Genomic DNA, 24032 nt, shown 5'->3' with positions numbered 1-24032 from the left:
GCACGCCTGAGCTGCACGCCTGAGCCCGCTCGGCTCACTGAAACACCACCAACCCGCTCGGCTCACTGAAACACCACCACGACGCCGGAGCGTCCCCTTGCGGGATCGCTCCGGCGTCGTGCTGTGTGTCGTGCTGTACGCCAAGTGCTGTAACCGCCCTATGCGGGCAGCTGCAGCACTTGGCCCGGGAACACCAGATGGGGGTTGCTGATCGTCGCCGTGTTGGCGTCGGCCAGCGCGTGCCAGCCTCCGGCGATGTTGAGCTTCCCGGCGATCGTGCTCAGGGTTTCGCCGCTCCGGATGGTGTAGGTCTGGCCACTTACGGCTACCGGTGCAACGTGGCGGGGTGCCGGCACGGCTGCCTTGGGGGCGTACCTGGCGGGAGCCTTGGCTGCGACGGGAGTCGCGGCGGGCCGTTGCGATGTGGCCGCACTCTGCGGAGCCGCGGCGCCGCCGCGCAGTCCCAGCTTGGCCGCGCAGGCTGGCCACGCGCCCCAGCCCTGGCTGGCCTGCACTTTCTCGGCGACGGCGATCTGTTGCGCACGGCTGGCATTGGCCGGAGACCCCGTGCCGCCATGGGCCGCCCACGTGCTGGCGCTGAATTGCAGCCCGCCCGCGTATCCGTTTCCTGTGTTGGTGGCCCAATTCCCGCCACTTTCGCATTGGGCCAGCGAGTCCCACGTGGAGGCAGGGGCTGTGGTCGGTACGGCCGCGTTCGCGGCCGAGGCGGACAAGGCGACGCCTGCAATTGAGACGGCCGCAAAAGTGACGCCGCGGCGCGCGGCAGTGCCATAGGTTGATTTCTTCATGGTTCAGATGCTCCTGAGGTCCACCAGCGCTCGGTCCGTCCCCGGACGTTGTCGCGCCACTGCCCGCCCCTGACAATAGAGGTCATAGCGGTGTCTACCGGTCGGGCAGTATCTGGTGGTGGTAGCACCGGGCATGCAATACCCGGTTGCCGGGCATGGACACTAGGCTAAGTCAGCCCCGTGCCGTTATCAAGACGTTACTTTCCCTGCTTCTGCCGTTATCATCCGGCTCGCAGTGACTCCGCCGCCGACGCCCGCGGCCAGCTTCTCGCGTGAATCAGCTTCCGAGCATTGCGGCCAGGTACGGAGCCGTCCGGCTCGCTGTGGAGCCCGCGACGGCGGCCGGGGTACCGATCGCCACGATCTCGCCGCCCGCGTCGCCACCGGCCGGGCCGAGATCGATCACCCAGTCCGCTGCGGCCACCACATCCATGTCGTGTTCCACCACGATGACGGTGTTGCCGGCGTCCACGAGCCGGTGCAGTTGAGCCATGAGGAGCTGGACATCGGCCGGATGCAGGCCGGTGGTGGGCTCGTCCAGCAGGTAGAGGGAGTGGCCGCGCTGGGCACGCTGCAGTTCGGTGGCGAGTTTGATGCGCTGGGCCTCGCCGCCGGAGAGCTCGGTTGCTGGCTGGCCGAGGCGGAGATAGCCCAGGCCCACCTCGCGCAGTGTTTGCAGGCTGCGCGCCGCTGCCGGTACCCCTTCGAGGAACTCCGCGGCGGCATTGACCGTCAGGCCCAGCACCTCCGCCACGTTCTTGCCCTTGTACGTCACTTCAAGGGTTTCCGGGTTGTAGCGCGAGCCATGGCACTCGGGGCAAGGGCCGTAGCTGCCGGGCAGGAACAGCAGTTCGACGGCGACGAAGCCCTCGCCCTGGCAGGTCTCGCAGCGGCCGCCGGCAACGTTGAAGGAGAAGCGGCCGGCACCAAAGCCCCTCGCCCTGGCCTCGTCCGTGGCCGCGAACTCCTTGCGGACCGCATCGAAGAGGCCGGTATATGTGGCGAGGTTCGAACGCGGCGTGCGGCCGATCGGTTTCTGGTCCACCTTGACGAGCCGGTCCAGCTGGTCGAGGCCTGAGACCGGTCCGACACAGAGCGGCCCCTTGGACTCACCGGCGTCGGCCTCCAGGTCCTCGGGGGCCTTGGCAGCGTCCGGCTCCGGGTGCAGCCTGGCGCCGACCACCTCGGCCAGGACCTGGCTGACCAGGGTGGACTTGCCGGAGCCGGAGACGCCCGTGACCGCGGTCAGCACGCCGAGCGGGAAGTCGGCGTCGAGTTCGCGCAGGTTGTGGCGGCTGATGTCGCGCAGTTCCAGCCAACCGGCAGCTTCCCGCCGGGTACCGCTGGCGGGGGAACCGCCGCCGTCGCCCGCGCTGCGGCGGGCGCCGCCGTCGCCCGAACCCGCCGAACCGTCCGGGAACAGGAACGGCCGGGTCACGGACGCGTCCACCTCGGCGAGACCGGCCACGGGGCCGCTGTAGAGCACCTCGCCGCCGCCTTCACCGGCGCGGGGACCGACATCCACCAGCCAGTCGGCGCGGCGGACGATGTCCATGTTGTGCTCCACCACGAACACCGAGTTGCCGGAGGACTTGAGCTGGTCCAGGACTGCGAGGAGGGGCTCGGCGTCGGCGGGGTGCAGTCCGGCGGAGGGCTCGTCCAGCACGTAGATCACGCCGAACAGCCCGGAGCGGAGCTGGGTGGCGATCCGGAGCCGTTGCATTTCGCCGGGGGAGAGCGTGGGCGTGGACCGGCCCAGCGCCAGGTAGCCCAGGCCGAGGTCCAGCAGCACCGTGACGCGCTGCAGGAGGTCGCGGGTGATGGCGACGGCCACCTCGTTGCCCTCGCCGGAGGACTGCTTCCGGGACGCGGTCCCTGCCTCCGTGAGTTCCGTGGTGGGGCGGATGATGTCCGCCAGTTCGGTCATGGGGACGGCGTTGAGTTCGGCGATGGTGTGCCCGGCGAAGGTGACGGCGAGCGCGGCCGGGGTCAGGCCGCTGCCGCTGCAGACCGGGCACGGGCCGGTTTCCATGAAGCGCAGCACCTTCTCGCGCATGGTGGTGCTCTTGGAATCGGCGAGCGTATGCAGCACATAGCTCTTGGCGCTCCAGAACCGGCCCTTGTACGGCTTGGCCACACGGTCGCGCTGGGGCGTCACCTCCACCACGGGCTGTTCCTCGGTGAACAGGATCCAGTCGCGGACCTTTTTGGGCAGCTTCCGCCAGGGGGTGTCGACGTCGTGGCCCAGGTGGGTCAGGATGTCGCGCAGGTTCTTGCCCTGCCAGGCCCCGGGCCAGGCGGCGATGGCGCCGTCGCGGATGCTCAGCGAGGTGTCCGGGACCAGGGAGGACTCGGTGACGGTGTGTGCGATCCCCAGGCCGTGGCACTCCGGGCAGGCGCCGGCGGCCGTGTTCGGCGAAAAAGCGTCCGAGTCCAGCTGGCCGGCGTCGTTTGGATAGCTGCCAGCGCGGGAGAAGAGCATGCGCAGCGAGTTGGACAGCGTGGTGAGGGTGCCCACCGTGGAGCGCGAACTCGGCGTCCCGCGGCGCTGCTGGAGCGCGACGGCGGGCGGCAGCCCGGTAATCATTTCCACCTTGGGGTTATGCCCCTGCTGGATGAGCCGGCGGGCGTAAGGTGCCACGGACTCGAAGTAGCGGCGCTGCGCCTCGGCATAGATGGTGCCGAACGCGAGGGAGGACTTGCCGGAGCCGGAGACGCCGGTGAAGGCGACAATTGCATCGCGGGGCACGTCTACGTCCACGTTGCGCAGGTTGTTCTCGCGGGCGCCGCGCACCCGGACAAAACCGTCCGACGGATTGCCGGGACCGAGATCGGGAATTAGGTCCCGGCCGGCCGGGCGCGGCAAATGGGAAGCATGCTGTTTACTTTGCATTGGTTCGACTCTATCCGCTCCGGGGAGCGCCGGGCATATCCTTACCGGATGGAAACACACGACGGCGATGCCCAGTTGACCGCGGAAGAGCCGGAAGAACCGGAAGAGCCGGAGGCCGGCGAACCCCTCCCGCTCCCGGTCGCCGAGCTGCACCTGCACATCGAGGGAACGCTGGAACCGGAGCTGATCTTCGCGCTGGCGGAACGCAACGGGATCGCACTGCCCTACGCGGACCTGGACGAGTTGCGCTCGCGCTACGAGTTCACTGACCTGCAGTCCTTTTTGGACCTGTACTACGCCAACATGGCCGTGCTGCAGACCGAGCAGGACTTCGCCGACATGACCCGCGCCTACCTGGCCCGGGCGGCGCTCGCCGGGGTCCGGCACGCCGAGATCATGCTGGACCCGCAGGCCCACCTGTCCCGCGGGATACCGCTGGAGACGTGCGTCAACGGCGTGGCCTCGGTGCTGGCGGGATCCCGCGAAGAGTTCGGCATCTCCACCCTCCTGATCGCGGCCTTCCTGCGCGACCTCACCGAGGACTCCGCCCTCGAGGTGCTGGAGCAGCTGCTCGCCATGGACGCCCCGATCGCCGGCATCGGGCTCGATTCCGCCGAGGTGGGCAACCCGCCGGCCAAGTTCGAGCGGCTCTTCGCCCGGGCCAAGGACGCCGGCCTGCACCGGATCGCGCATGCCGGCGAGGAGGGCCCGCCGTCGTACATCATCGACGCGCTGGACCTCCTCGACGTGGAGCGGATCGATCACGGCATCCGCTGCATGGAGGACCCGGAGCTCGTGGAACGGCTCGTGGACGAGCTCATGCCACTGACCGTTTGCCCGCTGTCCAACGTCAGGCTCCGCGCGGTGGACACCCTGGCCGGGCACCCGTTGCCGTCGATGCTCGCGGCGGGTCTGAACGTCTGCGTGAACTCGGACGACCCGGCGTATTTCGGCGGGTACGTGGACGACAACTTCGCGCAGCTGAAATCGGTGATCGGCCTGTCTGAGTTCGACTGCGTCCGGATGGCTGCGAACTCGATCCGGTCCTCCTTCGCGAGCGAGGAACGCAAGGCCGAGCTGCTGGCCGAGCTCGCCGCGTCCGGACACTAACCACCCAAGCAACGCGGGGTCGCTACGCGCCCATCCGGAGGCCCCGGACGGGCCGTAAGTGACCCCGCGTTGGCTGTCGAACGGCCGGCTTAGACGTCGATCGAGTCCATGTGCGGGTACCGCGCTCCGGCCGCCACCCCGGCGGGAGCCAGTTCGTCCAGGCGGCCCAGGTCCTCGGCGGAGAGTTCGACGTCGGCAGCGCCGATGTTTTCCCGCAGCCGGTTGACCTTCTTGGTGCCGGGGATGGGAACGATGTGCTCGCCCTGGGCCAGCAGCCAGGCCAGTGCCAGCTGCCCCGGGGTGCAGCCCTTCGCGTCCGCCAACTCCTTGACCCGGTCCACGAGCTGCAGGTTGCGGTCAAAGTTCTCGCCCTGGAAACGCGGGGAGTGCCGGCGGAAATCGTCCGCGGCAAAGTCCTCGGGGCTGCGGAACTGGCCGGTCAGGAATCCGCGGCCCAGCGGGCTGTAGGGCACAAAGCCAATGCCCAGCTCGGCGAGGACCGGGAAGACCTTGGTCTCCGGTTCGCGCTCCCACAGCGAGTATTCGGTCTGCAGGGCGGTGATGGGGTGCACCGCGTGGGCCCGGCGCACGGTGTCGGCGCTGGCCTCGGACAGGCCAAGGTGCCGGACTTTGCCGGCCTGGACCAGCTCCGCCATGGCCCCGACGGTTTCCTCGATCGGGACGGTCTTGTCCACCCGGTGCTGGTAGTACAGGTCGATGTGGTCCACGCCCAGCCGCTGCAGGCTGGCATCGCAAGCGGCGCGCACGTAGTCGGGGGAGCCGTTGATGCCCACCCAGGATCCGTCGGGCCGCCGTTCGTTGCCGAATTTAGTGGCCAGGACGACGTCGTCGCGCCGGCCTGCGATGGCCCGGCCCACCAGCTCTTCATTGGTGAAGGGCCCGTACATGTCAGCGGTGTCGAGCAGGCTTCCGCCGGCGTCGAGAAACGCCTGGATGGTGGCGATGGACTCATTGTCCTCGCCGTGGCCGTAGAACTCGCTCATGCCCATGCAACCCAATCCCAGGGCTGAGACGGTGAGTGAACCAAGTGTGCGGGTTTCCATAGATATCTCCTCAACGGGAACGGTGGGACGCCCTGTCCGGCACCTGATCCGGCGCGTGTTCAGCGGCGGGACGGCGCGCAGTGGGCAGACCGCAACTTTAGGCCCATCGGCCCGGGGACACAACGGGAGCGCGTTGCCGGTTCCGCCGGGCGCACTGCGCCGGTCGCCGCGGTTCACCCTTGCCGGGGGATGCGCGGGGCGGGGGCGGGCGGCAGAGTGCAGATATGACGAAGACCCGCGAGCGCAATGGCTGGCTGCGCCGGGCGGCGCCCGGACTCAATGCCGCCGCGACGTACCAAAAGGACTGGTTCGGCAAGGACATCGTCGCCGGGGTCGTCCTGACGACGTTGCTCGTTCCGCAGGGCATGGCCTATGCCGAGCTGGCCGGGCTGCCCCCAATCACCGGGCTGTACACCAGCATCCTCTGCCTGCTCGCCTACGCGGTCTTTGGCCCGTCCCGCATCCTGGTCCTGGGGCCCGACTCTGCACTCGGGCCCATGATCGCCGCGACGGTCCTGCCCCTTGTCGCGTCCGACGGCGACCCGCAGAAGGCGATCGCGCTCGCGTCGATGCTTGCCCTCATGGTCGGCGCCATCATGGTCTTGGCGTCCGTGGCCAAGCTCGGCTTCATCGCCGACCTCATCTCCAAGCCGACGATGATCGGCTACATGAATGGTCTCGCGATCACCATCCTGGTGGGCCAGCTCCCGAAGCTCTTCGGGTTCAAGATCGAAAGCGAAAACTTTATTGGTGACTTGGTCGGATTCGTCGAGGGCGTGGCCAATGGCGAGACGGTGGTCGCCGCGGCGGCGGTCGGCATCGGCGGGATTGTGCTGATACTGGTTCTGCAGCGGTGGCTGCCCAAGGTCCCTGCGGTACTCGTCATGGTGGTCGCCGCGATCGCGGCCACGGCGGTCTTCGATCTGGCCGCCAAGGGCGTCTCGCTGGTCGGGGAACTCCCGCGGGGCTTCCCGCCGTTCACCATTCCCCAGGTGGACTTCGCGGACCTCGGGCTGATGTTCGCCGGGGCCCTCGGCATTGCGCTGGTGTCCTTGACGGACACGATCTCGACGTCGACGGCGTTCGCCGCACGCACCGGGCAGGAAATCCGCGGCAACCAGGAGATGATCGGGATCGGTGCCGCGAACCTGGCCGCGGGCCTCTTCCAGGGCTTCCCGGTCAGCACCAGCGGATCCCGGACCGCCGTCGCTGAACGTTCCGGCTCGAAGTCGCAGCTCACGGGCGTGACGGGCGCCGTGCTGATTCTCCTCATGCTGGTGTTCTTGCCGGGGCTGTTCCGGAACCTGCCACAGCCGGCACTGGCGGCCGTGGTGATGACGGCGTCGATCTCCCTCGCCGACATTCCCGGAACGGTTCGGCTCTGGCACCAGAGGCGCACCGAGTTCTACCTGTGCATGGCCGCTTTCCTTGGGGTGGCGTTCCTGGGCGTCCTGCCCGGCATCGGCATTGCGGTGGGGCTGTCCATCCTGAACATCTTCCGCCGGGCGTGGTGGCCGTACGAGACCGTGATCGGGCGGGTGCCCGGCTATGAGGGGTTTCACGACATCCGCGTCCACCCGGACGCGAAGCACCTGCCCGGCCTGGTGATCTACCGGTGGGACGCCCCGTTGTTCTTCGCCAACGTCCGGCCGTTCCGCGACAACGTCCGGCACCTGGCACGAACGGAACCCAAACCGCGGTGGATCGTCATCGCGGCCGAGCCGATCACGGACGTTGACACCACCGCCGCGGACGTCTTGCTCGATCTGGACGTCGAACTGAACGCGCAGGGTATCTCCCTGGTGTTCGCCGAGGTCAAGCACAGGACCCGGGAGAAGATCGAAAAGTACGGATTGACCCGAGAAATCGAGCCGGAGCATTTCTATCCCACCACCGAAGCAGCGGTAGCCGCCTACATGGCCCAGACCGGCGCCCAATGGAGCGCAGAGGACTGACCTCTGGTTTTCTACTCGCGGGTAGGGCCGAGTTGGTCCTTCGCGCCCCCCGCTCTGGCCTGTCATAGTGGGTCACGACACACAGAGTTAACCGGATCCGCTCGCAAAAACTAACATTTCCTTGGCAAAATGCAGGTGGATCAATTGCTTCTAAAGGAGACCCATGGGCGCGAACACCGCGGAAAACACCAACCTTCGGCTCAAGGCCGTGCTGGATGTTCTGGCAGAGGAGGTATGGACGGGCGAGAAGCTGAACGCCGGAGCCGTGTTGGGCGAGGCAATCGCACGGGTGCCCCTCAACGACCACGAACGCGAACTGCTCAGCGGCGGCATTCCCCGCGGCCACAAGACGCTGACCACCGCCACGGCCAAGCTGGTCAAGGCCGGCTGGCTGGTTAAGGGCCGCTCCGGCTGGTCCATCACCGACGACGGCCAGCGCGCCACGGTGGCCTTCGCCGATCCTGCCGCCTTCGCTGCAGCGCTCGACGCCGGCACTCCCGTTCCGGCGGGCACGCCGCTGCCGACTGCTCCGGTGGCAAAGCCGGAGAAGGCAGCAAAGACAGCAGCCACGCCGGCCGCCGCGGCCGAGGAGACGCCGTCGACAACATCCAAGGTTGCCGGCAAGGCCGCCAAGCTCATCGAGGAGGCTGTGGCCCCGGTGGCCAAGGCGGTGCGCAAGCGCAAGCCCGCGGCGAAGGCTGCACAGCCCTCAGAAGCCCTGGCGGCGGCGGGCTCGGCTGTCAGCGTCGACACCATCGAACAGCCGGACGCCGTCGCGGTTGCTGGCGACTTCAGCATTCTGCTGGGCGCGCCCGCCAACTGGGCGCCGCAGTACGACGAAGTCCAGATGGAACTGGACCAGGTGGATCAGCTCTGGAAGATTGCCGCAGACATTCCTGCCGGCTTCTACTCGTTCAAGATCGCCCTGAACCGGTCCTGGGACGAAAACTACGGTGCGTTTGGCGTCTTCGACGGACCCAACCACGAAGTCCACCACGGCGGCGGCCTCCTGGTCATCCAGTACGATCACCGCACCCGGGACATCGTCCAGCCGTAGCCCCGACGCGCAACCGTCCTGCCGACGCGCAAATGACCCTGCAACACCCGAATTTCGGGTGTCGCAGGGTCATTTGCGTGTCGCGGGCGGGTTTGCCCTGCCTGGGTCCGCCAAGCCAGGGTCTGCCCCGCCTGACCCTGCCGAGGGACGGCGGGCCGCCCTAGCATTGCCTCATGGAGACCGTCGATGTTGCGGGCCTGCGGATCCGGTACCGGCGTGCGGGCCAGGGGCCGCCGCTGGTCCTGCTGCACGGCGCCTACGAAGACAGCCGCATCTGGCGGCGGCAGCTCGAGGATTTGTCGGCTGACTTCACGGTTTTCGCCTGGGATGCACCCGGGTGCGGCGGCTCGGACGATCCGCCGCCGGACTTCAGCGGACAGGACCTGGGCGACGCCCTGGCAGGTTTTCTGCGGGAAGCGGTTCCCGGCCGACCGAACGTCCTCGGGCTGTCCATGGGCTCCGGCATTGCACTGGAGCTCTACCGGGCACACCCGTCATTGCCCGCGTCGCTGCTGCTGGTCTCGGCGTACGCCGGTTGGGCCGGATCTTTGCCGGCCGAGGAAGTCGAGCGCCGCTATGCGCAGGTGCTCGCCGAACTCGAGCAGCCGGCGGAACAATTCATCCCCGTATGGCTGCCCACCCTGTTCACGGCACACGCTGATCCGGCGGCTGTGCAGGAAACCAGCGCCATCATGGCCGACTTCCACCCGGGCGGCATGCGGGCACTGCTGAACGCGAACGCCCACGCCGACTACCGCGACGTGCTGCCCACCATCGCGGTGCCCACCCTGCTGCTGTACGGCACGGACGACGTCCGCTCGCCGCAGAGCGTGGCCCGCGAGATGAACCAGCGGATCCCTGGCTCGACGCTGGTGATGATTCCCGACGTCGGGCACATGGCGGCCGTCGAAGCGCCGGCTGCCTTCAACGCGGAGGTACGCCGGTTCCTGCACGGAATCTCCGCGCGGTGACGCCCGCTAGAACCGGGTCGGGTCCGGCCGCGGCGGCACAGGGCCGGGATCCGGAATCGGGAGGGGGCCGGGCGGCGTCGGGAACGGCCCCGGTTCCGGTGACGGCGTGGGCGCGGGGCCGGGTACCGGCTCGGGCCCCGGAACCGGCGGCGGCGTGACCGGACCGGGTTCCGGCGGGAACGGGTCTCCGGGCTCGGGCGGTGGCGTCGTGGGGCCGGGTTCTGGCGGAAACGGATCGGGGCCGGGGGTTGGTGGAATAGTCATGCGTGGCTTCCTTTCGTGGGCTGGCGTTAAGGATCGTCGATCAGGCGCCGCGGCGCCGGCGCAATACCTGCAGTTCCCAGGGCCGCAGTCGCACCGCACCTGCGGAAAGGCTGTTCCGCACTGCACCCGGCGCTGAACCCGGGGCAGAGCCACCGTTGGAGGCGTTGGCGTCGGACGGATAGTTGCCCAGGACCAGCTCCGCGTCACCCCAGGCCTCGTCCCCGAGGTCCGCGTCGCGCTCCTCGCCGGAGAAGTTGCCCAGCACCAGCAGCTCCGGAATCCCGGCGCCTTCTGTGGGACTGTCCGAGGGACTGCCGGAAGAAACGTGCCCGGTCAGGGCCCGGGTGAACGCATAGACGTGCGGGTCATCCGGCAGCACCATGGTGAAGTTCCCGTACGCGACCACCGGCTCCGCATGCCGCAGCGCTATCACCTGACGGTAGAAGCTGTAGACCGAATCCGGATCATCCACCTGGGCGGCGGCGTTGATGTGGTTGGCATTCGGGTTCACCGCGATCCAGGGTGCCCCGGTGGTGAAGCCGGCATGCCGGGAGGCGTCCCACTGGACCGGGGTCCGCGCGTTGTCCCGGTTCAGCGGCGCGAGGGCGGCGAGGACCTCGGCGTCGGTGTGGCCCAGGTGCGTGGTGGCTTCGCGGTGGTGGTTGAGGACCTCGATGTCGCGGTAATCGCTGATCGCGCCGAACGTCATGTTGGTCATGCCCAGTTCTTCACCCTGGTAGACGTAGGGCGTGCCGCGGTGCAGGTGGAGGATGCCGGCCAGCATTTTGGCGGAGAGCTCGCGGTATCGGGGGCTGTCGTCGCCGAAGCGGGACACGGCGCGGGCCTGGTCGTGGTTGCCCCAGTACAGGCTGTTCCAGCCGGTCTCGGCCAGCCCGTCCTGCCAGCGGCCCAGGGTCTGCTTCAGCTCGGTGAGCAGGAGCTTTTTGGGCCGCCACTTGTCGCCTTCCTCCTGGTCCAGCGCCACGTGCTCGAACTGGAACACCATGTCCACCTCGGCCCGGGCGGGGTCGGTGTACAGGATGGCGTCGTCCACGGTCACGCCGGGCATTTCGCCGACGGTGAGCAGTTCGCCGGTTCGGTTCGAGAAGACTTCCCGGTGCATCTCCTGCAGGAATTCGTGCATGCGGGGGCCGTCGATGTAGAACGGGGAGCCGTCACCAAAGAGCTTGCCGTCGGCCACCGGGCCGTCCGGGAGCGAGGTGTCCTTGGAGATGAAGTTGATGACGTCCATCCGGAACCCGTCCACGCCCCGGTCCAGCCACCAGTTCATCATCTCGTAGACGGCGGCGCGGACCTCGGGATTCTCCCAGTTCAGGTCCGGCTGCTTCTTCGAAAAGATGTGCAGGTAGTACTCCCCGGACACCTGGTCGAACTCCCACGCGGGCCCGGAGAACGCCGAGCCCCAGTTGGTCGGCTGCGCCGCCGTGCGCCGCGGGGCGGCCCCCGCGTCGACGTCCCGCGGCGGCCGCCACCAGTACCAGTCGCGCTTCGGGTTCTCCTTCGAGGACCGGGATTCCACGAACCACGGGTGCTCGTCCGAGGTGTGGTTGACCACCAGGTCCATCACCAGCTTCATGCCGCGCGCGTGCAGCCCGTCGGTCAGTTCCCGGAGCTCGTCGAGGGTGCCGAACAGCGGGTCCACGTTCCGGTAGTCGCTGATGTCGTAGCCGTTGTCGTCCTGCGGCGAGGTGTAGATCGGGGAAAGCCAGACGACGTCGACCCCCAGCCGCTGGAGGTAGTCCAGCCTGCCGATGATGCCGCGGAGGTCGCCGATGCCGTCGCCGTTGGAGTCGGCAAAGCTGCGCGGATAGATCTGATAGACGACGGCGCGTTGGAACCAGTCGCCGGCAGTCGCCTTGGGTGTTTCCGTGGGGGCTTCTTCGACCGTCATGGGGACTCCTCAGCTGGTCCGGCAGACAAGGGGGCAGCGCGTTGCTGACCCGCCAACGTCTGATTATTGACCAGTTGGCGGGGGCTGGGAAGACCTGCCCGGTCCGGCTGTGCTGTCGTGCTGTCCCGGCGCGGCCGCCCGTCCCCGGCTAGTTCTGCGAGGCGATGGCGTTGTCGCGGTCCTCGAAGACGTCCTCACCCGGTCCGGAGAAGGCCTTGGAGCGCTGGATCGCCTCGATGGATCCGGTGAACAGCTGGGAGTCGTGGGGATCTGGGTGCCGGTGGTGCTCGGCCGTAGCCATGCCGGGACGCTTGGACCCCGTGACGGCGCCGGACGCGTTGCCGGAAGTGGACGCCGCCAGCGCCGACGGCAGCGATTCGAGGCGGACGTGGGGGAGCGCCGTCGGGTGGTCCTGCTGCAGGAACAGCACCAGTTCCTCGCGGATCAGGCAGCGGAGGTCGAACAGGGAGGCGCTGTCTGCGGCGCTGACCAGGATGCGCACGCGGACAAAGCCGGCGGTGGCGTCCGTGATCTGCAGGATCCCCACGCGCTTGTCCCACAGCGGCGTATCGGCCAGGACCTTCTTCAGCTCGCCGCGCATTGCCTCGACGGGAGCGCGCCAGTCGAGGTCGAACTCCACGGTGCCCATGACCTCGGACTGCCGCCGGGTCCAGTTCTCGAAGGGGGTGGTGGTGAAGTACGTCGAAGGCAGGATCAGCCGGCGGTCGTCCCAGATGTGGACCACCACGTAGGTCAGGGTGATCTCCTCGATCCGGCCCCACTCCTTCTGGACCACCACCACGTCGTCCACCCGGATCGCGTCCGTGAAGGCGAGCTGGATGCCGGCGAAGACGTTGACCAGCGAGGTCTGCGCTGCGAGGCCCGCGACAATCGAGATCACGCCTGCGGAAGCCAGGAGCCCGGCGCCGAGCGCCTGGATCGCGGGGAACGTCAGCATCATGCTGCCCAGGGCCACCACCACGATCAGCGCGACGCCGATCCGCCGGGCCAGGATCACCTGGGTGCGCAGCCGCCGGGCGCGGCGGTTGTCCGCAACATCCACCCGGTACCGGGTCAGCACCATAGCCTCGATGATGAGCAGCATGGCGATGGCCAGCCAGGCCAGCGAACCGATGAGCGCAATCAGCAGCAAATGGTCCAGGCCGTGGCGCCATTCGAGATCCCCGCCGCTGGTGGCGAGCGCGATCCGGACGGCGATCAGGCACAGCGACAAGCGCAACGGCAGCCGGGCCACGCGGGAGATCTCGCGCAGTTCGGGCTTGCTGCGGTTGAGCCGGAGCACAATCTTGCGCACCAGCCAGGACAGGACGAGCCCGGCAACCACGGCGAGGGCCATGGCCAGGAACGGCATTGCTTGGGTGAGGAACTCTTGCATTACTTAAGCTCTAGCAAGCTTCCACGGGCAACTGAAATCGCCGGGATGTCAACGTGGGTCTCCTCACGCCGCGGCAGGAGCCGGCGGGCACGGCAGGTCTTCGGCGCCGTCGATCGCAGTCCGGCGCGGACCATCGCAGTCCGGCGCAGTCCGGCCGCGGGCCGGCACAGAGTTCGGCCCGCCACTCCGGGACTTTTGCCTCTTGATTTTGCCGACGGACGCTCCAGAATGGTCGAACCACTTGAATCCCAGGGGGAGGGTGACATGCGTCGACTCGCGGCGTTCGGCACGGCAGCGTCGGCCGGCTTCTTGGTTGCGGCGCTGCTCGGCGCCTGCGGTGCGCCCGCCGGCCCGGGGCCGACGTCGCCAGCGATGCCCACCGTGCCGCCGCTGACGTCCGCGCCGGCCAGCAGCGGCGCCGCCGATACCCCGCCCACCGAGCCGCCCTCGGCGCCGGGCACTCCGGCGCCGACGGCGGCGGATTGGCAGAGCCTCAAGACCCCGGACGGGAAGCTCGAGTTCGATCACCCCGCTGAGTGGACCGTCAAGGACCGCGGCGCCGAGGCGGCACCCGGCGGCGTGTTCCTGGAGGTCCTGAACGCGGGCGGCAAATCGCTGGCCACCTTGAAAACCAACGTCGCCCCGGGCGCGGAATGCACGCAGCGGATCCCCTACCAGGTGCTCGATCTGGTGCAGGTTCCGGCCCTCGCCCAGCAGGGCGTCACGCCGCACTTCATCTTTGAGTTGCGGCTGTATCCGGCCGAGAAGGACCCCACGAAAGCCAACGTCATGGCCTACGGCATCAGTTCCGCGCCCAAGCCGTCCGGTCCCGATGCCTGCCCGATTTTCCAGTTGTTCACCTGGCCGCCCAGCGGAGCGTCGTTCGGGGGCGTCTATAACCCCTTCGACACCACCCCGGGCAACGAGCCCTTTGTCGACACCCCGGAGGCCTACCTGGAGACCTCCGAATACCAGGACATCAGGAAGATGATCACCTCGCTGCGCCCGGCGGGGCTGTAGGGCCGGCCCGGGCTCATGGCGAGGCGACGGCCCATAGCGGCTGCGGTTCCGGCTCCGTTTGTTTCGGCGCTGGTGCTCGCGGCCCTGCTGCTGGCCGGCTGCGGGTCACCGGCGGCGCCGCCTGCGACATCCGGCGCTGCGGGTGAGGCAACGTCCGCAGGTCCGCCTGCCGGAGGCACCCAGCCGGGAAATGACCAGCCGGGAAACACCCAGTCGGGAGACCCTTCGCAGGGGACACAGGGAACCACGCCGTCGGGGTCAGCCACGGACACAGCATCGGGAACGGCTCCGGGGAGCACCGCGGCGGCAACCCCGACGACGTCGGCCCTCCCGCCGTCGTCGTCCGGCTGGAAGACGTTCACGACGTCGGACGGGACGCTGAGTTTCGACTACCCGGCCGCGTGGGAGATCCGGGACCCTGCGGGGGAGGCGCCGCTGGGCGGTGAGTTCGTGGACGTTGTGAACGCCGCCGGGAAGCAGATGGCCGCGCTGCGCACGAACATTGTCACGGGCGCCGAATGCGGCGATCAACAGCCCTACCTGCTCATCGACTCTCAGCCGATGCAGGCGCTCGCGGAACCGGGTGCGGCGGACCAGAGCCCGCCGCGCTACGTCTTCGAGGCCCGGGGTGACTTCAGTGCAGCGGAGGCTTCGCCGCCCACCTACGCGTCGTATGGCATCACCATGATGCCAGAGGAGACCGGGCCTACGTCGTGTCCGATGTTCCAGCTCTTCCTCTGGCCGCCCAGCGGCGCACTGTTCGGGCAGGCCTACGACCCCGGGAAAAACACCACGCCGGGGGACCCAGGGCTGCCGTACCTGGAGAAGGCGAAGCTCTACGCCAGCACTGCGGAGTACCAGGACGTCCGGAGGATGATCACGTCGCTGCGTCCGGCGGGCAACGGCGCGGCCACGGGCAGCGTGACGGAACCGGCGAAGTAGCTGGGTTAGACGACGCTGCGTTAGACAGCGGGCAGGTGCCGGTGGCGGTGACGGTGTTCGCGGACCGCAGGTGTCGGCGAGGCGTTCCTGCTGCCGCGCTGCCCGGTCCACGGGTTGCTGCTGACCTCCCGGATCAGCCCGGTGCCGGCGCACTCGCGCACGGCCATGATGCCGTCCGCCGCCTGGCGCTTGTCGTCGAATGCTGTGGAAATCGCCAACACGGTCCCGTCGGCGGCGAGGAGCCGGAACCGTACATTGGATTCCGCGTCGGTGAAGATTTCGAACTGTCCAGCCATTGTCTTGTCCTTGTCTAGCGGTGGTGACCGCCGGTGGAGGGTAAGAGCACTTCTTTGTGCTGTTGCCGGGTCTTCGACAAATCGCTGCAGTGCCGGTAGCCAGCCTGTCGCGGACGGCGGGCGCGTGAAAAGAGGCAAAGGTCCCTTGGTGTCTGGCCGGTGAGACTGGGCCGTTATGACCAAACCGGACATGACGAAAACGGCGCCCGGATGGGCGCTACATTGGGAACATGGCTGGCAAACATCCTGTGCAGTTTCCGGCGGATTCCGGCGAGCCCGTGCGGCTGAACGCGCGGGTGTCCGGTGTGGTCCAGGCGGTCGGCTTCCGCTACTGGACGGTCCGGAAGGCCGAGGAACTGGGGCTCAGCGGCACGGTCCGGAACAACACCGACGGCTCCGTGGGCATCGTGGCCGAGGGGCCGCAGTCCGTGGTGCTGGAGCTACGGCGCTGGCTGCGCTCGCCGGAGGCGCCCGGCCGGGTGGAGGACGTCGAAGAATCGGTCTCGGCCGCGACGGGGGAGTTCGGCGGATTCGACGTGGCCTACTAGGGCTGCAGCTTTCCGGTGCCGGTATCGTGGCCGGTCCGGGGCGAAGGACCCTCGGCAGGGGCCCGGTTTCTGAGTAGGGTGGCCCCATGCAGAAGATATCGCTCGATGCCCTTGCCCGGCAGCAGCTGGCTGCAGCAGTTGCGGCACCCAGCGGACGGGCCGCGGACACTGCGTTTGGCGGGCATGAGAAAGTCCTGCGGCAAACCGTCATGGCGTTCAGGGCGGGGACGCAGCTGAGCGAGCACCAGAACCCCGGCGAGGCGACCGTGTTTGTGCTCCGCGGCTGCGTGCGCCTGCGGGCCGGCAACGAATCGTGGCAGGGCAAGACCGGTGATCTGCTGATCGTGCCCGACGGGCTGCACAGCCTGGAGGCCGAGGAAGACTCGGCGATCCTCATGACCGTGGCGAAAATCAAGACCTGACGGCCCAGCCGCAGGCGGCGAGACCGGTCGAAGCCACTCCAGGGGCCGGATTACCGCAAGGAGCAGGACATGACTGTCATCCCTTTCGACGAGGTCCCACAGACCCGGCGGTGGTGGGCGAGGGCGGCCTACGCCGCGATTCTCTTGGCGGTGGCTGTCCCTTTGGTGTCTGCGGGATTGGCAGGCACCATCGCGTTGGTCATGATCGATGCCGGCGCCGTGTTAGTGACTGTGGCTGCGATCTACTGGTTCCTCATCAGCCGCGGTGTCCTGCGCTGGTGTGCGCTGGCGCTCGCGGTATTGGCCCCGCTGGTGCTGGTGGTCCTGCACATCCAGGCGGGCCTGCTATTGGAGATGGTGCTCTCGATTGCGCTGGCGTTCGTGGCCTTGGTCTGTGCCCGTGCCGCGCTCCGGGAAAGGGGTGAGGGCAAAGCCATGCCCGAGCACACCGCCCCTGCTTGGCAGCATGCTTTCCTGGTGATGAATCCGCGTTCCGGCGGGGGCAAGGTGGTGAAGTTCGACCTCCAGCGGAAGGCGGAAGAACTCGGCGCCGAGGTGGCGCTTCTTGAGGGACCGGGACCGGTGGACGTCGACGCGTTGGCACGGCAGGCCGTGGAGCGCGGGGCCGATCTGCTCGGCGTCGCCGGTGGGGACGGAACCCAGGCGCTGGTGGCCGGCATTGCGGCCGAGCACAACCTTCCGTTCCTGGTGATCAGCGCCGGCACGCGCAACCATTTCGCCCTGGATCTCGGGCTGGACCGCGAGGACCCGACGGGCTGCCTGGATGCCCTCCGGGACGGGGTGGAGCTTCACGTCGACCTCGGCAAGATCAACGGCCGCACCTTCGTCAACAACGCATCCTTCGGGGTGTACGCCGAGGTGGTGCAAAGCCCTGCGTACCGGGACGACAAGGCCGGTACCGTGCTGGAGATGCTTCCGGACCTGATCAGGGGCGATAAGGGTGCGCGGCTGCGGGCGCAGGCGGACGGGGAGACAGTGGACGGCCCGCAGGCGGTGCTGGTGAGCAACGGTCCGTACGGCAGCAATGACCTCGCCGGCCTGGGCCGGCGAACCCGGCTGGACCGCGGCGTGCTCGGCGCGGTGGCGATTTCCGCCGCCAGCACCCGGGAAGCGGTCGGCCTGCTGCGCCGTGCCACGAAGCGCGGCCTGATCCAACGCGCGGCGGCGGAGGTGGTGGTCGAGGCCGACGTGCCCGAGATCCCCGTCGGAGTGGACGGTGAGGCTCTGCTGATGAGCACGCCGGTACGGTGCACCATCGAACCCCGCGCACTGCGGGTCCTGGTTCCGCGGAACCGTCCAGGCATCCCACCGGCCCAACCGGCGCTGGATCTGGTCCGGCTCCGCGAGCTGGCGTGGGGCCGGCACGTGTCTGCGCCGTCTGCGCCGGCGTCCGCCGTTCCTCCGCCCGCCGGCGGGGGATCGTAGCCCCGGCAAATCTAGCCTGACCCGTGAACGACGGCGACTAGTTGTGCCGTGCCCACAATTGCAGCCACACGAGGAGGCGCGTTTCGGCGTCGTCGAGGTCTATGCCGAAGAGCGGCTCCACCCGGGACAGGCGGTACCGGACCGTGTTGACGTGCACGTCCAGCGCCTTGGCGGCGTCGATCGCGTTTCCGCCGCAGCTGAGGTAGGCGTAGATGGTCTCCTCGAAGGACTTCTTGTGCTGTTCGTCGTACGCCGCGATACTGAGCGCGTGTGCCCCGGGCAGTTGGCCGGCGGTGGTCAGCGCCGACACGAATTGGCGCAGCAGCAGACGCGAGCCGAGGGAGTCGTCGTCGGCCACGATGTCATCCGAATCGGCGGCGATGCGCCCCTCCGCGACGTTGCGCACAAGTTCTGACAGGACCAGTTCCGCGTTGACCCTGGAATCCTCGAGCCGGTCGATCGTCGCCGCGGCGCCGAGCGCTGCCAGGACCGGGCGCGAGAGCAGCCGCCGCGCGTTCTGCACAATCTTCAGAATCGCGGTGCGCTGGAAGTGGCGTGAGGTTTCGGTGGTTTGCGGCAGGACGATGTACACGATGTTGTCCGAGAGCCCGCAGACGGCCGAGGGCAGCCGGATGGCGCAGGCAGTCCTGATGGTGTCGAAGAGCCGGAGGCGGGACTGCAGCGTTTCGGCGGCGATGGCTTCGGACGGCCAGATGCCCAGGGCCGCAACCCGGATCGACGGCGCCGAGATCCCGAGCCTGATGGCGGCCAGTTCGGCGCGTTTCGGATCGAACAGCAGCGGCTGGACCAGATCGATCTGGCGGGTCAGGTTCGAGACGTAAGTGGTCCGTTTGTGCAGGATGTGGAGCGCGGCCACGTTGGCGGCTTCGCGCAGGATCCGGTTGGCGTCCTCGTTGTGGTGGTCCGCCAGTTCAAGGAGCCAGAGCGAGCCCAGAACGGAGTCGCCGGCCCGGATCGCGATGGCGGTGCGCCGGAGCGAGGGATCCTGCGTGGCCACGTCCAGCGCATCGGTGGCGGCATGGACACGGCGGTAATCGTTGTCCGTTTCCACCGAATGCGGCACCTGCAGGCTCAGGATGGAGCTCCGGCGCGTCTCGTCAATGGGCTGGTCCGGGAGGGTGGAGTACGCCAGGATTGTCTGCTCGGGATCGGCGATCGCGATGGCACCGCCGGCCTGGGCCGCCACCGTGTTGGCGAGGTCGAACAGGTCTCCGGGCCGGATGTCCACCAGGGTCCGTCCCGATTGCCGGTGCGGGACCACTGCCGCGTCCATGATCTCCGCGAGCTGGTTCCAGGGCACCGAGTCGGAGGCACGGAAAAGCGCCATCCCGTTGTCCCGGGCGGCTGCCCGCAGGACTTCGTCCGAGGTGCCGTTGGATTTGTAGACGACCGCCACGTACCCGGCGTCGCTGAGTTCCCGCACTTTCGCGCCCAGACGCTTCCCGGAAAGGGACAAACCAATGGCCAGGGCAACGGCACCCGGGAACTTGGCGGGCCGCGCCGTCGAGTCGTAGAGAACCGAGCCGGCGACAATCTGCCGGTCATCTGACGGCATTTCCACGAGGCTGAGGATTTCCGAGCCCGCCGAGCGGGCGACGTCGGCCAGCGTAGGCAGCGCGTGCGTCTCCGCCTCCGGTGCCTTCACCGGGACACCCAAGAAGCTGTTTGGTATTCGCTACTAATGATTGGCCCCTCAATTTGTCGATAACTCCATGGTGATGCGGAGCTTCATTTCCTACGCTGAACCATAACGCAGCACAGTTCAACGGAAGGCCGTCATTGAAAATCAGCGAAGCCAGGCAACTCGTCCAGGTGAAAGCTCCCGTCTTGTCCCGCCAACGGCGTGTGCTGGCGGGCGCCTACAACGTCGAGGAATTCCGGAAATCGGCGCGCAAGGTCTTGCCGGCCGGGATTTTCGACTATCTCGACGGCGGATCCGAAGACGAAGTGACGCTGCGCCGCAACCGGGCCGTCTTCGATGCCTGGGCCCTGATGCCCAGCTGGGGCCCGGTGTCCGGACCCGAAACGACGACGACCCTACTCGGAAAAGAAAGCGCGCTGCCGCTGACCTTGACCCCCACCGGGGCGACCCGGCTGTTCCATCCCGAGGGCGAGCTGGCCGTCGCGGCCGCCGCGGACCGGGCCCGCATCCCCTATGGGCTGGCCGGGCTGAGCACCGTGCCCATGGAAACCATCGCAGAACAGCACCCGTCCCTAGACCGCTGGTTCAACTTTGGCCTCACCTCCGACGCCCAGGCGATGAAGAACAAACTGGCCCGCTGCAAGTCAGCCGGATTCAACACCCTGATTGTCGGGGTCGACACGCGGGCACTGGGTTCCAGGGAACGGGACCTCCACAACGGATTCACTGCCCCTCCCGCGCTCACGCTGTCAACCATCGCGGACATCGCCCGGCGCCCTTCCTGGTGGATCAACTTTTTGAAGTCGGACGGCATCAGCTTCCCGAACCTGGATCCGCAGAGCCCCGCCGCCTCCTCCGTGGTGACCCCGACCATGTGGCAGCACATCCTGGGCCACTCGGATGCCAGCAGCGGCTGGAAGGAACTTGAGGCCCTGCGGCAGGCCTGGCACGGCAAAATCGTGCTCAAGGGCTGCGTCAACCCGGCCGACGTCGCGAAGGCCTCCCGGATTGGCCTGGACGCCGTCCAGTTGAGTAATCATGGCGGCCGCCAGCTCGATCACATGCTGAGCCCCATGGACGTCCTGCAGGAATCGCGGCAACGGGTGGGTGATTCGATCGAGATCTACGTGGACTCGGGCATCCGCCGGGGGAGCGACGTCCTCAAGGCGCTGGCGCTGGGGGCCGATGCCTGTTCGATCGGCCGGGCCTACCTGTACGGACTGGTGGCGGCCGGCTCGCCGGGCGTTGGACGCATCATCGACATCTTCGGGGATGAACTGCGGCGTACGATGACGTTAGTGGGCGTCTCCAGTATTTCCGAGTTGAAGGCCCGGGGCGGGGAAATTCTTCGGGACATTCGTCATTCCGGAGAACTTCTTGAGACAAGAGCGTCGGAAAACACGAATTCATGAGTTTTGAATAAGCAGTCATGCAGTGCCCTCCCGCAGCGTTGCGGGAGCCTAGAGAATCCCTGAACAGCTAAGGAAGCCATGCGCACCCGATACCTTCTTCCCGTTCTCACCATAGCCACGGCGCTCTCGCTCTCGGGCTGTGTCAACAACAGCGAACCCGCCGCCACCGGCTCGGCATCCGGTACCGCTGACGCCATCGACGTGCAAAAGAATGACTCCATTGCCGCCTCGCTCCCGGAAAAAATGAAGAGCTCCGGCGTGCTCAACGTCGGCATGGCCAACAACTACCCGCCCAACGAGTTCAAGGACGATAACGGCGAGCCGGCAGGCTGGTCCGTGGACCTCACCAATGCCCTGGGCAAGGTTATGGGGTTGAAGGTCAACTTCGACATCGGCACCTTCGATAACATTCTGCCGGCAGTGAAGGCAGGGAAGGATGACATGGGAATGTCGTCGTTCTCCGACACGCTGGAACGCGAAAAGCAGGTGGATTTCGTGAACTACTACTCGGCCGGCATCCAGTGGGCGGCGCCCAAGGGCAAGAATGTGGACCCGAACAACGCGTGCGGGCTCAAGGTCGCCGTCCAGGCCACCACGTATGAAGACACGCATGAGGTCCCGGCCAAGTCGAAGGCCTGCACGGATGCAGGCAAGCCGGCGATCACCATTTTCAAGTACGACGCGCAGGACCAGGCGACCAACGCCCTCGTGGTGGGACAGGTCGATGCGATGAGTGCCGATTCGCCCGTGACTCTGTACGCGATCTCCAAGACCAAGGACAAGCTGCAGACCGCCGGCGACGCCTTTGAGGTGGCGCCGTACGGGATGCCCGTGGCCAAGGGCAGCGAATTTACACCGGTCCTGCAGAAGGCGTTGCAGGCTCTGATCGACGACGGCACGTACAACAAGATCCTGTCCAAGTGGGGCGTCGAATCCGGTGGCGTCAAGACAGCAACTCTCAACGTGGCAGCCAAAGGGTGATAGCAAATGAGCGAGCCGGAATCCGACAGGATGATTGAGTCGGAACCTGACAGGAAGCATCGGGACCGGAGCGGAGCGGACGCGGACAACTCGCCGGCGGAGGCGATCGTGGCGATCCCGCTGCGGCACCCGTGGCGGATCGTGATTGCCGTAGTTCTGCTGCTTGGGTTGGCGGTCTTTGTCCTGGACGCCGCCCAGCGCGCGGACTATGGCTGGCCGGATGTGGGCAAGTACATTTTTGACCGCCGGATCAGCCAGGCCGCGTGGGTGACGCTGTGGCTGACCATCTACTCGATGATCGGCGCGATCGTCATCGGGCTGCTGCTGGCCATCATGCGGCTCTCACCAAATCCGGTGCTCAAGAGCATCGCCTGGCTGTACATCTGGATCTTCCGCGGAACCCCTGTCTACGTGCAGTTGGTGTTCTGGGGCATCGTGGCCCTGATCTACCCGGTGTTCACGCTGGGGATTCCGTTCACGACGCCGTGGGTCACCGTCCCGAATGAGATCTTCACGAACCTGTTCATTACCGCCGTGATCGGGCTGGCCCTGAACGAGGCCGCCTACATGTCTGAAATCGTGCGTGCCGGCCTGCTGTCCGTGGACGAGGGCCAGGCGGAGGCTTCCACGGCCCTGGCCATGTCCTGGGGACAGACCATGCGGTATGTCGTGGTTCCGCAGGCCATGAAAATCATCATTCCGCCTACCGGCAACGAAGTGATTTCAATGCTCAAGACCACCTCCCTGGTGGCCGCGATCCCCTTGAGCATTGACCTCTACGGCGTGTCCCGGGGCATTTCAGCCGTGACGTTCACGCCCGTCCCATTGCTGATTGTGGCTTCGCTCTGGTACCTGCTCTTCACCTCCGTCCTGATGGTCGGGCAGCACTTCATCGAAAAGCGGTTCTCCCGCGGAACCGGACGGATCAAGACAGGCAAGGCGCCCAACGAGCCCGAACCGGCGCCGACGGCCGGACCCGGTGCCCCGGGTGCACCGCTCGGGACAGATTTTGGAGGTAAGGGATGACCGGCGTGCCAATGGTTCTTGCGGAGAAGGTTTCCAAGAATTTCGGATCCAACAGGGTCCTGCGTGGGATCAGCCTGGAGGTCGACCCCGGGGAGGTTCTCTGCATCGTGGGGCCCAGCGGTTCGGGCAAGTCGACGTTCCTGCGCTGTATCAACCACTTGGAGGTGGTTGACGGCGGCCGGCTTTCGGTCGACGGACAGCTGGTCGGCTACCGCCAAAAAGGCGAGAAGCTCTACGAACTCAAGCTCAAGGAAGCTGCTTTCCAGCGCCAGGAAATCGGAATGGTCTTCCAGCGGTTCAACCTGTTCCCGCACCTGACCGCAGTGGAGAACATCATCCTGGCTCCCATGCGGGTGAAGAAGATTTCCAAGGCCGCTGCCACGGCACGGGCCATAGAACTGCTGGAGCGCGTGGGGCTGGGGGACAAGGGCGACGCCTACCCGGCGCACCTTTCGGGCGGCCAGCAGCAGCGGGTGGCCATTGCCCGGGCCTTGGCCATGGACCCCAAACTGATGCTCTTCGACGAACCGACCAGTGCCCTGGACCCGGAGCTGGTGGGCGAGGTGCTCGATGTCATGAAGGGACTGGCCAAGAGCGGCATGACCATGATTGTGGTGACCCACGAGATGGGGTTCGCCCGCGAGGTGGCGGACACCCTGGTCTTCATGGACGACGGGGTGGTGGTGGAGGCCGGGGCTCCCCGCCAGATCCTGAGCGACCCGCAGCACGACCGGACCAAGGCGTTCCTCTCCAAGGTGCTGTGACATTTAGGGTTGACGGCGCGGCCGGTGGAGCGTGGCCTCCCCGGGCTGTGGCATCACCGCCGCGCCGGTGCAACACTGAAT

Annotated in this window: 21 protein-coding genes; 13 read left to right on the top strand and 8 right to left on the bottom strand. The window is 67.3% G+C overall.

Annotation, left to right across the window (positions count from 1 at the left end):
* Positions 1–158: 158 nt before the first annotated feature.
* Together AC1DRO_RS17510 and AC1DRO_RS17505 are read right to left on the bottom strand one after the other, a co-directional pair.
* Positions 159–809: a transglycosylase family protein gene (locus tag AC1DRO_RS17510; RefSeq protein ID WP_476951818.1), complete on the bottom strand. Its 651-nt coding sequence runs from the start codon at positions 807–809 to the stop codon at positions 159–161.
* Between the two features lie 277 nt (positions 810–1086).
* Positions 1087–3702, bottom strand: coding sequence for an excinuclease ABC subunit UvrA (locus tag AC1DRO_RS17505; RefSeq protein ID WP_476951817.1), 2616 nt, complete (start codon positions 3700–3702; stop codon positions 1087–1089).
* Between the two features lie 48 nt (positions 3703–3750).
* Between AC1DRO_RS17505 and AC1DRO_RS17500 the strand changes: the two genes are divergently transcribed.
* Positions 3751–4812 (top strand): adenosine deaminase, encoded by a 1062-nt coding sequence (locus AC1DRO_RS17500; RefSeq protein WP_476951816.1) that lies wholly within the window; start codon positions 3751–3753, stop codon positions 4810–4812.
* Between the two features lie 89 nt (positions 4813–4901).
* Here the strand turns inward: AC1DRO_RS17500 and AC1DRO_RS17495 are convergent, their stop codons facing one another.
* A complete protein-coding gene (locus AC1DRO_RS17495) occupies positions 4902–5876 on the bottom strand; it encodes an aldo/keto reductase (protein ID WP_476951815.1) in 975 nt (324 codons plus the stop codon).
* A gap of 224 nt (positions 5877–6100) precedes the next feature.
* Between AC1DRO_RS17495 and AC1DRO_RS17490 the strand changes: the two genes are divergently transcribed.
* The 3 genes from AC1DRO_RS17490 (at position 6101) to AC1DRO_RS17480 (ending at position 9859) form a co-directional block, all read left to right on the top strand.
* Positions 6101–7831 (top strand): SulP family inorganic anion transporter, encoded by a 1731-nt coding sequence (locus AC1DRO_RS17490; RefSeq protein ID WP_459384020.1) that lies wholly within the window; start codon positions 6101–6103, stop codon positions 7829–7831.
* 163 nt (positions 7832–7994) lie between these two features.
* The gene (locus tag AC1DRO_RS17485; RefSeq protein WP_476951814.1) at positions 7995–8888 is read left to right on the top strand and encodes a pullulanase X25 domain-containing protein; all 894 of its coding nucleotides are present in this window, start codon (positions 7995–7997) and stop codon (positions 8886–8888) included.
* 173 nt (positions 8889–9061) lie between these two features.
* On the top strand, positions 9062–9859 hold the full coding sequence (locus AC1DRO_RS17480; RefSeq protein ID WP_476951813.1) for an alpha/beta fold hydrolase: 798 nt from the start codon (positions 9062–9064) through the stop codon (positions 9857–9859).
* Between the two features lie 304 nt (positions 9860–10163).
* Here AC1DRO_RS17480 and AC1DRO_RS17475 read toward each other — a convergent pair whose 3' ends face one another.
* Both AC1DRO_RS17475 and AC1DRO_RS17470 read right to left on the bottom strand, forming a co-directional pair.
* Positions 10164–12035, bottom strand: coding sequence for an alpha-glucosidase (locus tag AC1DRO_RS17475; RefSeq protein ID WP_476951812.1), 1872 nt, complete (start codon positions 12033–12035; stop codon positions 10164–10166).
* 148 nt (positions 12036–12183) lie between these two features.
* Positions 12184–13431, bottom strand: coding sequence for a mechanosensitive ion channel family protein (locus AC1DRO_RS17470; RefSeq protein WP_476951811.1), 1248 nt, complete (start codon positions 13429–13431; stop codon positions 12184–12186).
* A 228-nt stretch (positions 13432–13659) separates the two neighbouring features.
* On the opposite strand from AC1DRO_RS17470, the gene AC1DRO_RS17465 reads away from it, so the two are divergent.
* Complete coding sequence (locus tag AC1DRO_RS17465; RefSeq protein WP_476951810.1) at positions 13660–14451, top strand: hypothetical protein; 792 nt, start codon at positions 13660–13662, stop codon at positions 14449–14451.
* On the opposite strand, the gene AC1DRO_RS17460 is transcribed toward AC1DRO_RS17465, so the two are convergent.
* Positions 14382–14813, bottom strand: coding sequence for a hypothetical protein (locus AC1DRO_RS17460; protein ID WP_476951809.1), 432 nt, complete (start codon positions 14811–14813; stop codon positions 14382–14384). The genes AC1DRO_RS17465 and AC1DRO_RS17460 overlap by 70 nt on opposite strands.
* A gap of 88 nt (positions 14814–14901) precedes the next feature.
* Here AC1DRO_RS17460 and AC1DRO_RS17455 point away from each other — a divergent pair, with 88 nt between their 5' ends.
* Positions 14902–15393, top strand: a complete 492-nt coding sequence (locus tag AC1DRO_RS17455) for a hypothetical protein (protein ID WP_476951808.1) — start codon at positions 14902–14904, stop codon at positions 15391–15393.
* A gap of 20 nt (positions 15394–15413) precedes the next feature.
* On the opposite strand, the gene AC1DRO_RS17450 is transcribed toward AC1DRO_RS17455, so the two are convergent.
* Positions 15414–15689 (bottom strand): YegP family protein, encoded by a 276-nt coding sequence (locus AC1DRO_RS17450; protein WP_459384026.1) that lies wholly within the window; start codon positions 15687–15689, stop codon positions 15414–15416.
* Between the two features lie 230 nt (positions 15690–15919).
* Here AC1DRO_RS17450 and AC1DRO_RS17445 point away from each other — a divergent pair, with 230 nt between their 5' ends.
* From AC1DRO_RS17445 to AC1DRO_RS17435, 3 genes are all read left to right on the top strand, one after another.
* Positions 15920–16237 carry an acylphosphatase gene (locus tag AC1DRO_RS17445; protein WP_043436330.1) on the top strand — a complete coding sequence of 106 codons (318 nt, stop codon included), beginning with the start codon at positions 15920–15922 and terminating at the stop codon, positions 16235–16237.
* Between the two features lie 86 nt (positions 16238–16323).
* Entirely contained in the window at positions 16324–16659 is a 336-nt protein-coding gene (locus AC1DRO_RS17440; RefSeq protein ID WP_459384027.1) for a cupin domain-containing protein, read from the top strand.
* Positions 16660–16728: 69 nt separating this feature from the next.
* Complete coding sequence (locus AC1DRO_RS17435) at positions 16729–18105, top strand: diacylglycerol/lipid kinase family protein (RefSeq protein ID WP_476951807.1); 1377 nt, start codon at positions 16729–16731, stop codon at positions 18103–18105.
* Positions 18106–18142: 37 nt separating this feature from the next.
* Here AC1DRO_RS17435 and AC1DRO_RS17430 read toward each other — a convergent pair whose 3' ends face one another.
* Positions 18143–19771 (bottom strand): PucR family transcriptional regulator, encoded by a 1629-nt coding sequence (locus AC1DRO_RS17430; RefSeq protein WP_476951806.1) that lies wholly within the window; start codon positions 19769–19771, stop codon positions 18143–18145.
* Between the two features lie 134 nt (positions 19772–19905).
* On the opposite strand from AC1DRO_RS17430, the gene AC1DRO_RS17425 reads away from it, so the two are divergent.
* The 4 genes from AC1DRO_RS17425 (at position 19906) to AC1DRO_RS17410 (ending at position 23951) form a co-directional block, all read left to right on the top strand.
* On the top strand, positions 19906–21180 hold the full coding sequence (locus AC1DRO_RS17425; RefSeq protein ID WP_476946754.1) for an alpha-hydroxy acid oxidase: 1275 nt from the start codon (positions 19906–19908) through the stop codon (positions 21178–21180).
* Positions 21181–21258: 78 nt separating this feature from the next.
* Positions 21259–22161, top strand: a complete 903-nt coding sequence (locus AC1DRO_RS17420) for an ABC transporter substrate-binding protein (protein WP_476946755.1) — start codon at positions 21259–21261, stop codon at positions 22159–22161.
* A gap of 6 nt (positions 22162–22167) precedes the next feature.
* On the top strand, positions 22168–23187 hold the full coding sequence (locus AC1DRO_RS17415) for an amino acid ABC transporter permease (protein WP_476946756.1): 1020 nt from the start codon (positions 22168–22170) through the stop codon (positions 23185–23187).
* Complete coding sequence (locus AC1DRO_RS17410) at positions 23184–23951, top strand: amino acid ABC transporter ATP-binding protein (RefSeq protein ID WP_279294495.1); 768 nt, start codon at positions 23184–23186, stop codon at positions 23949–23951. Before AC1DRO_RS17415 ends, AC1DRO_RS17410 begins: the two co-directional genes overlap by 4 nt.
* Positions 23952–24032: the final 81 nt, after the last annotated feature.

The sequence above is a fragment of the Arthrobacter sp. P4_F11 genome (genome assembly GCF_056401395.1).
Note: the sequence above shows the minus strand (reverse complement) of the source record. Positions and strands in the feature narration are given on the sequence as shown.

Coding starts and splice junctions, on each gene's coding strand:
- AC1DRO_RS17490 (WP_459384020.1), top strand. CDS start 6,101: ATGACGAAGACCCGCGAGCGCAATGGCTGGCTGCGCCGGGCGGCGCCC.
- AC1DRO_RS17450 (WP_459384026.1), bottom strand. CDS start 15,689: ATGGCTGGACAGTTCGAAATCTTCACCGACGCGGAATCCAATGTACGG.
- AC1DRO_RS17475 (WP_476951812.1), bottom strand. CDS start 12,035: ATGACGGTCGAAGAAGCCCCCACGGAAACACCCAAGGCGACTGCCGGC.
- AC1DRO_RS17480 (WP_476951813.1), top strand. CDS start 9,062: ATGGAGACCGTCGATGTTGCGGGCCTGCGGATCCGGTACCGGCGTGCG.
- AC1DRO_RS17445 (WP_043436330.1), top strand. CDS start 15,920: ATGGCTGGCAAACATCCTGTGCAGTTTCCGGCGGATTCCGGCGAGCCC.
- AC1DRO_RS17440 (WP_459384027.1), top strand. CDS start 16,324: ATGCAGAAGATATCGCTCGATGCCCTTGCCCGGCAGCAGCTGGCTGCA.
- AC1DRO_RS17465 (WP_476951810.1), top strand. CDS start 13,660: ATGGTCGAACCACTTGAATCCCAGGGGGAGGGTGACATGCGTCGACTC.
- AC1DRO_RS17485 (WP_476951814.1), top strand. CDS start 7,995: ATGGGCGCGAACACCGCGGAAAACACCAACCTTCGGCTCAAGGCCGTG.
- AC1DRO_RS17495 (WP_476951815.1), bottom strand. CDS start 5,876: ATGGAAACCCGCACACTTGGTTCACTCACCGTCTCAGCCCTGGGATTG.
- AC1DRO_RS17415 (WP_476946756.1), top strand. CDS start 22,168: ATGAGCGAGCCGGAATCCGACAGGATGATTGAGTCGGAACCTGACAGG.
- AC1DRO_RS17470 (WP_476951811.1), bottom strand. CDS start 13,431: ATGCAAGAGTTCCTCACCCAAGCAATGCCGTTCCTGGCCATGGCCCTC.
- AC1DRO_RS17435 (WP_476951807.1), top strand. CDS start 16,729: ATGACTGTCATCCCTTTCGACGAGGTCCCACAGACCCGGCGGTGGTGG.
- AC1DRO_RS17420 (WP_476946755.1), top strand. CDS start 21,259: ATGCGCACCCGATACCTTCTTCCCGTTCTCACCATAGCCACGGCGCTC.
- AC1DRO_RS17410 (WP_279294495.1), top strand. CDS start 23,184: ATGACCGGCGTGCCAATGGTTCTTGCGGAGAAGGTTTCCAAGAATTTC.
- AC1DRO_RS17510 (WP_476951818.1), bottom strand. CDS start 809: ATGAAGAAATCAACCTATGGCACTGCCGCGCGCCGCGGCGTCACTTTT.
- AC1DRO_RS17500 (WP_476951816.1), top strand. CDS start 3,751: ATGGAAACACACGACGGCGATGCCCAGTTGACCGCGGAAGAGCCGGAA.
- AC1DRO_RS17505 (WP_476951817.1), bottom strand. CDS start 3,702: ATGCAAAGTAAACAGCATGCTTCCCATTTGCCGCGCCCGGCCGGCCGG.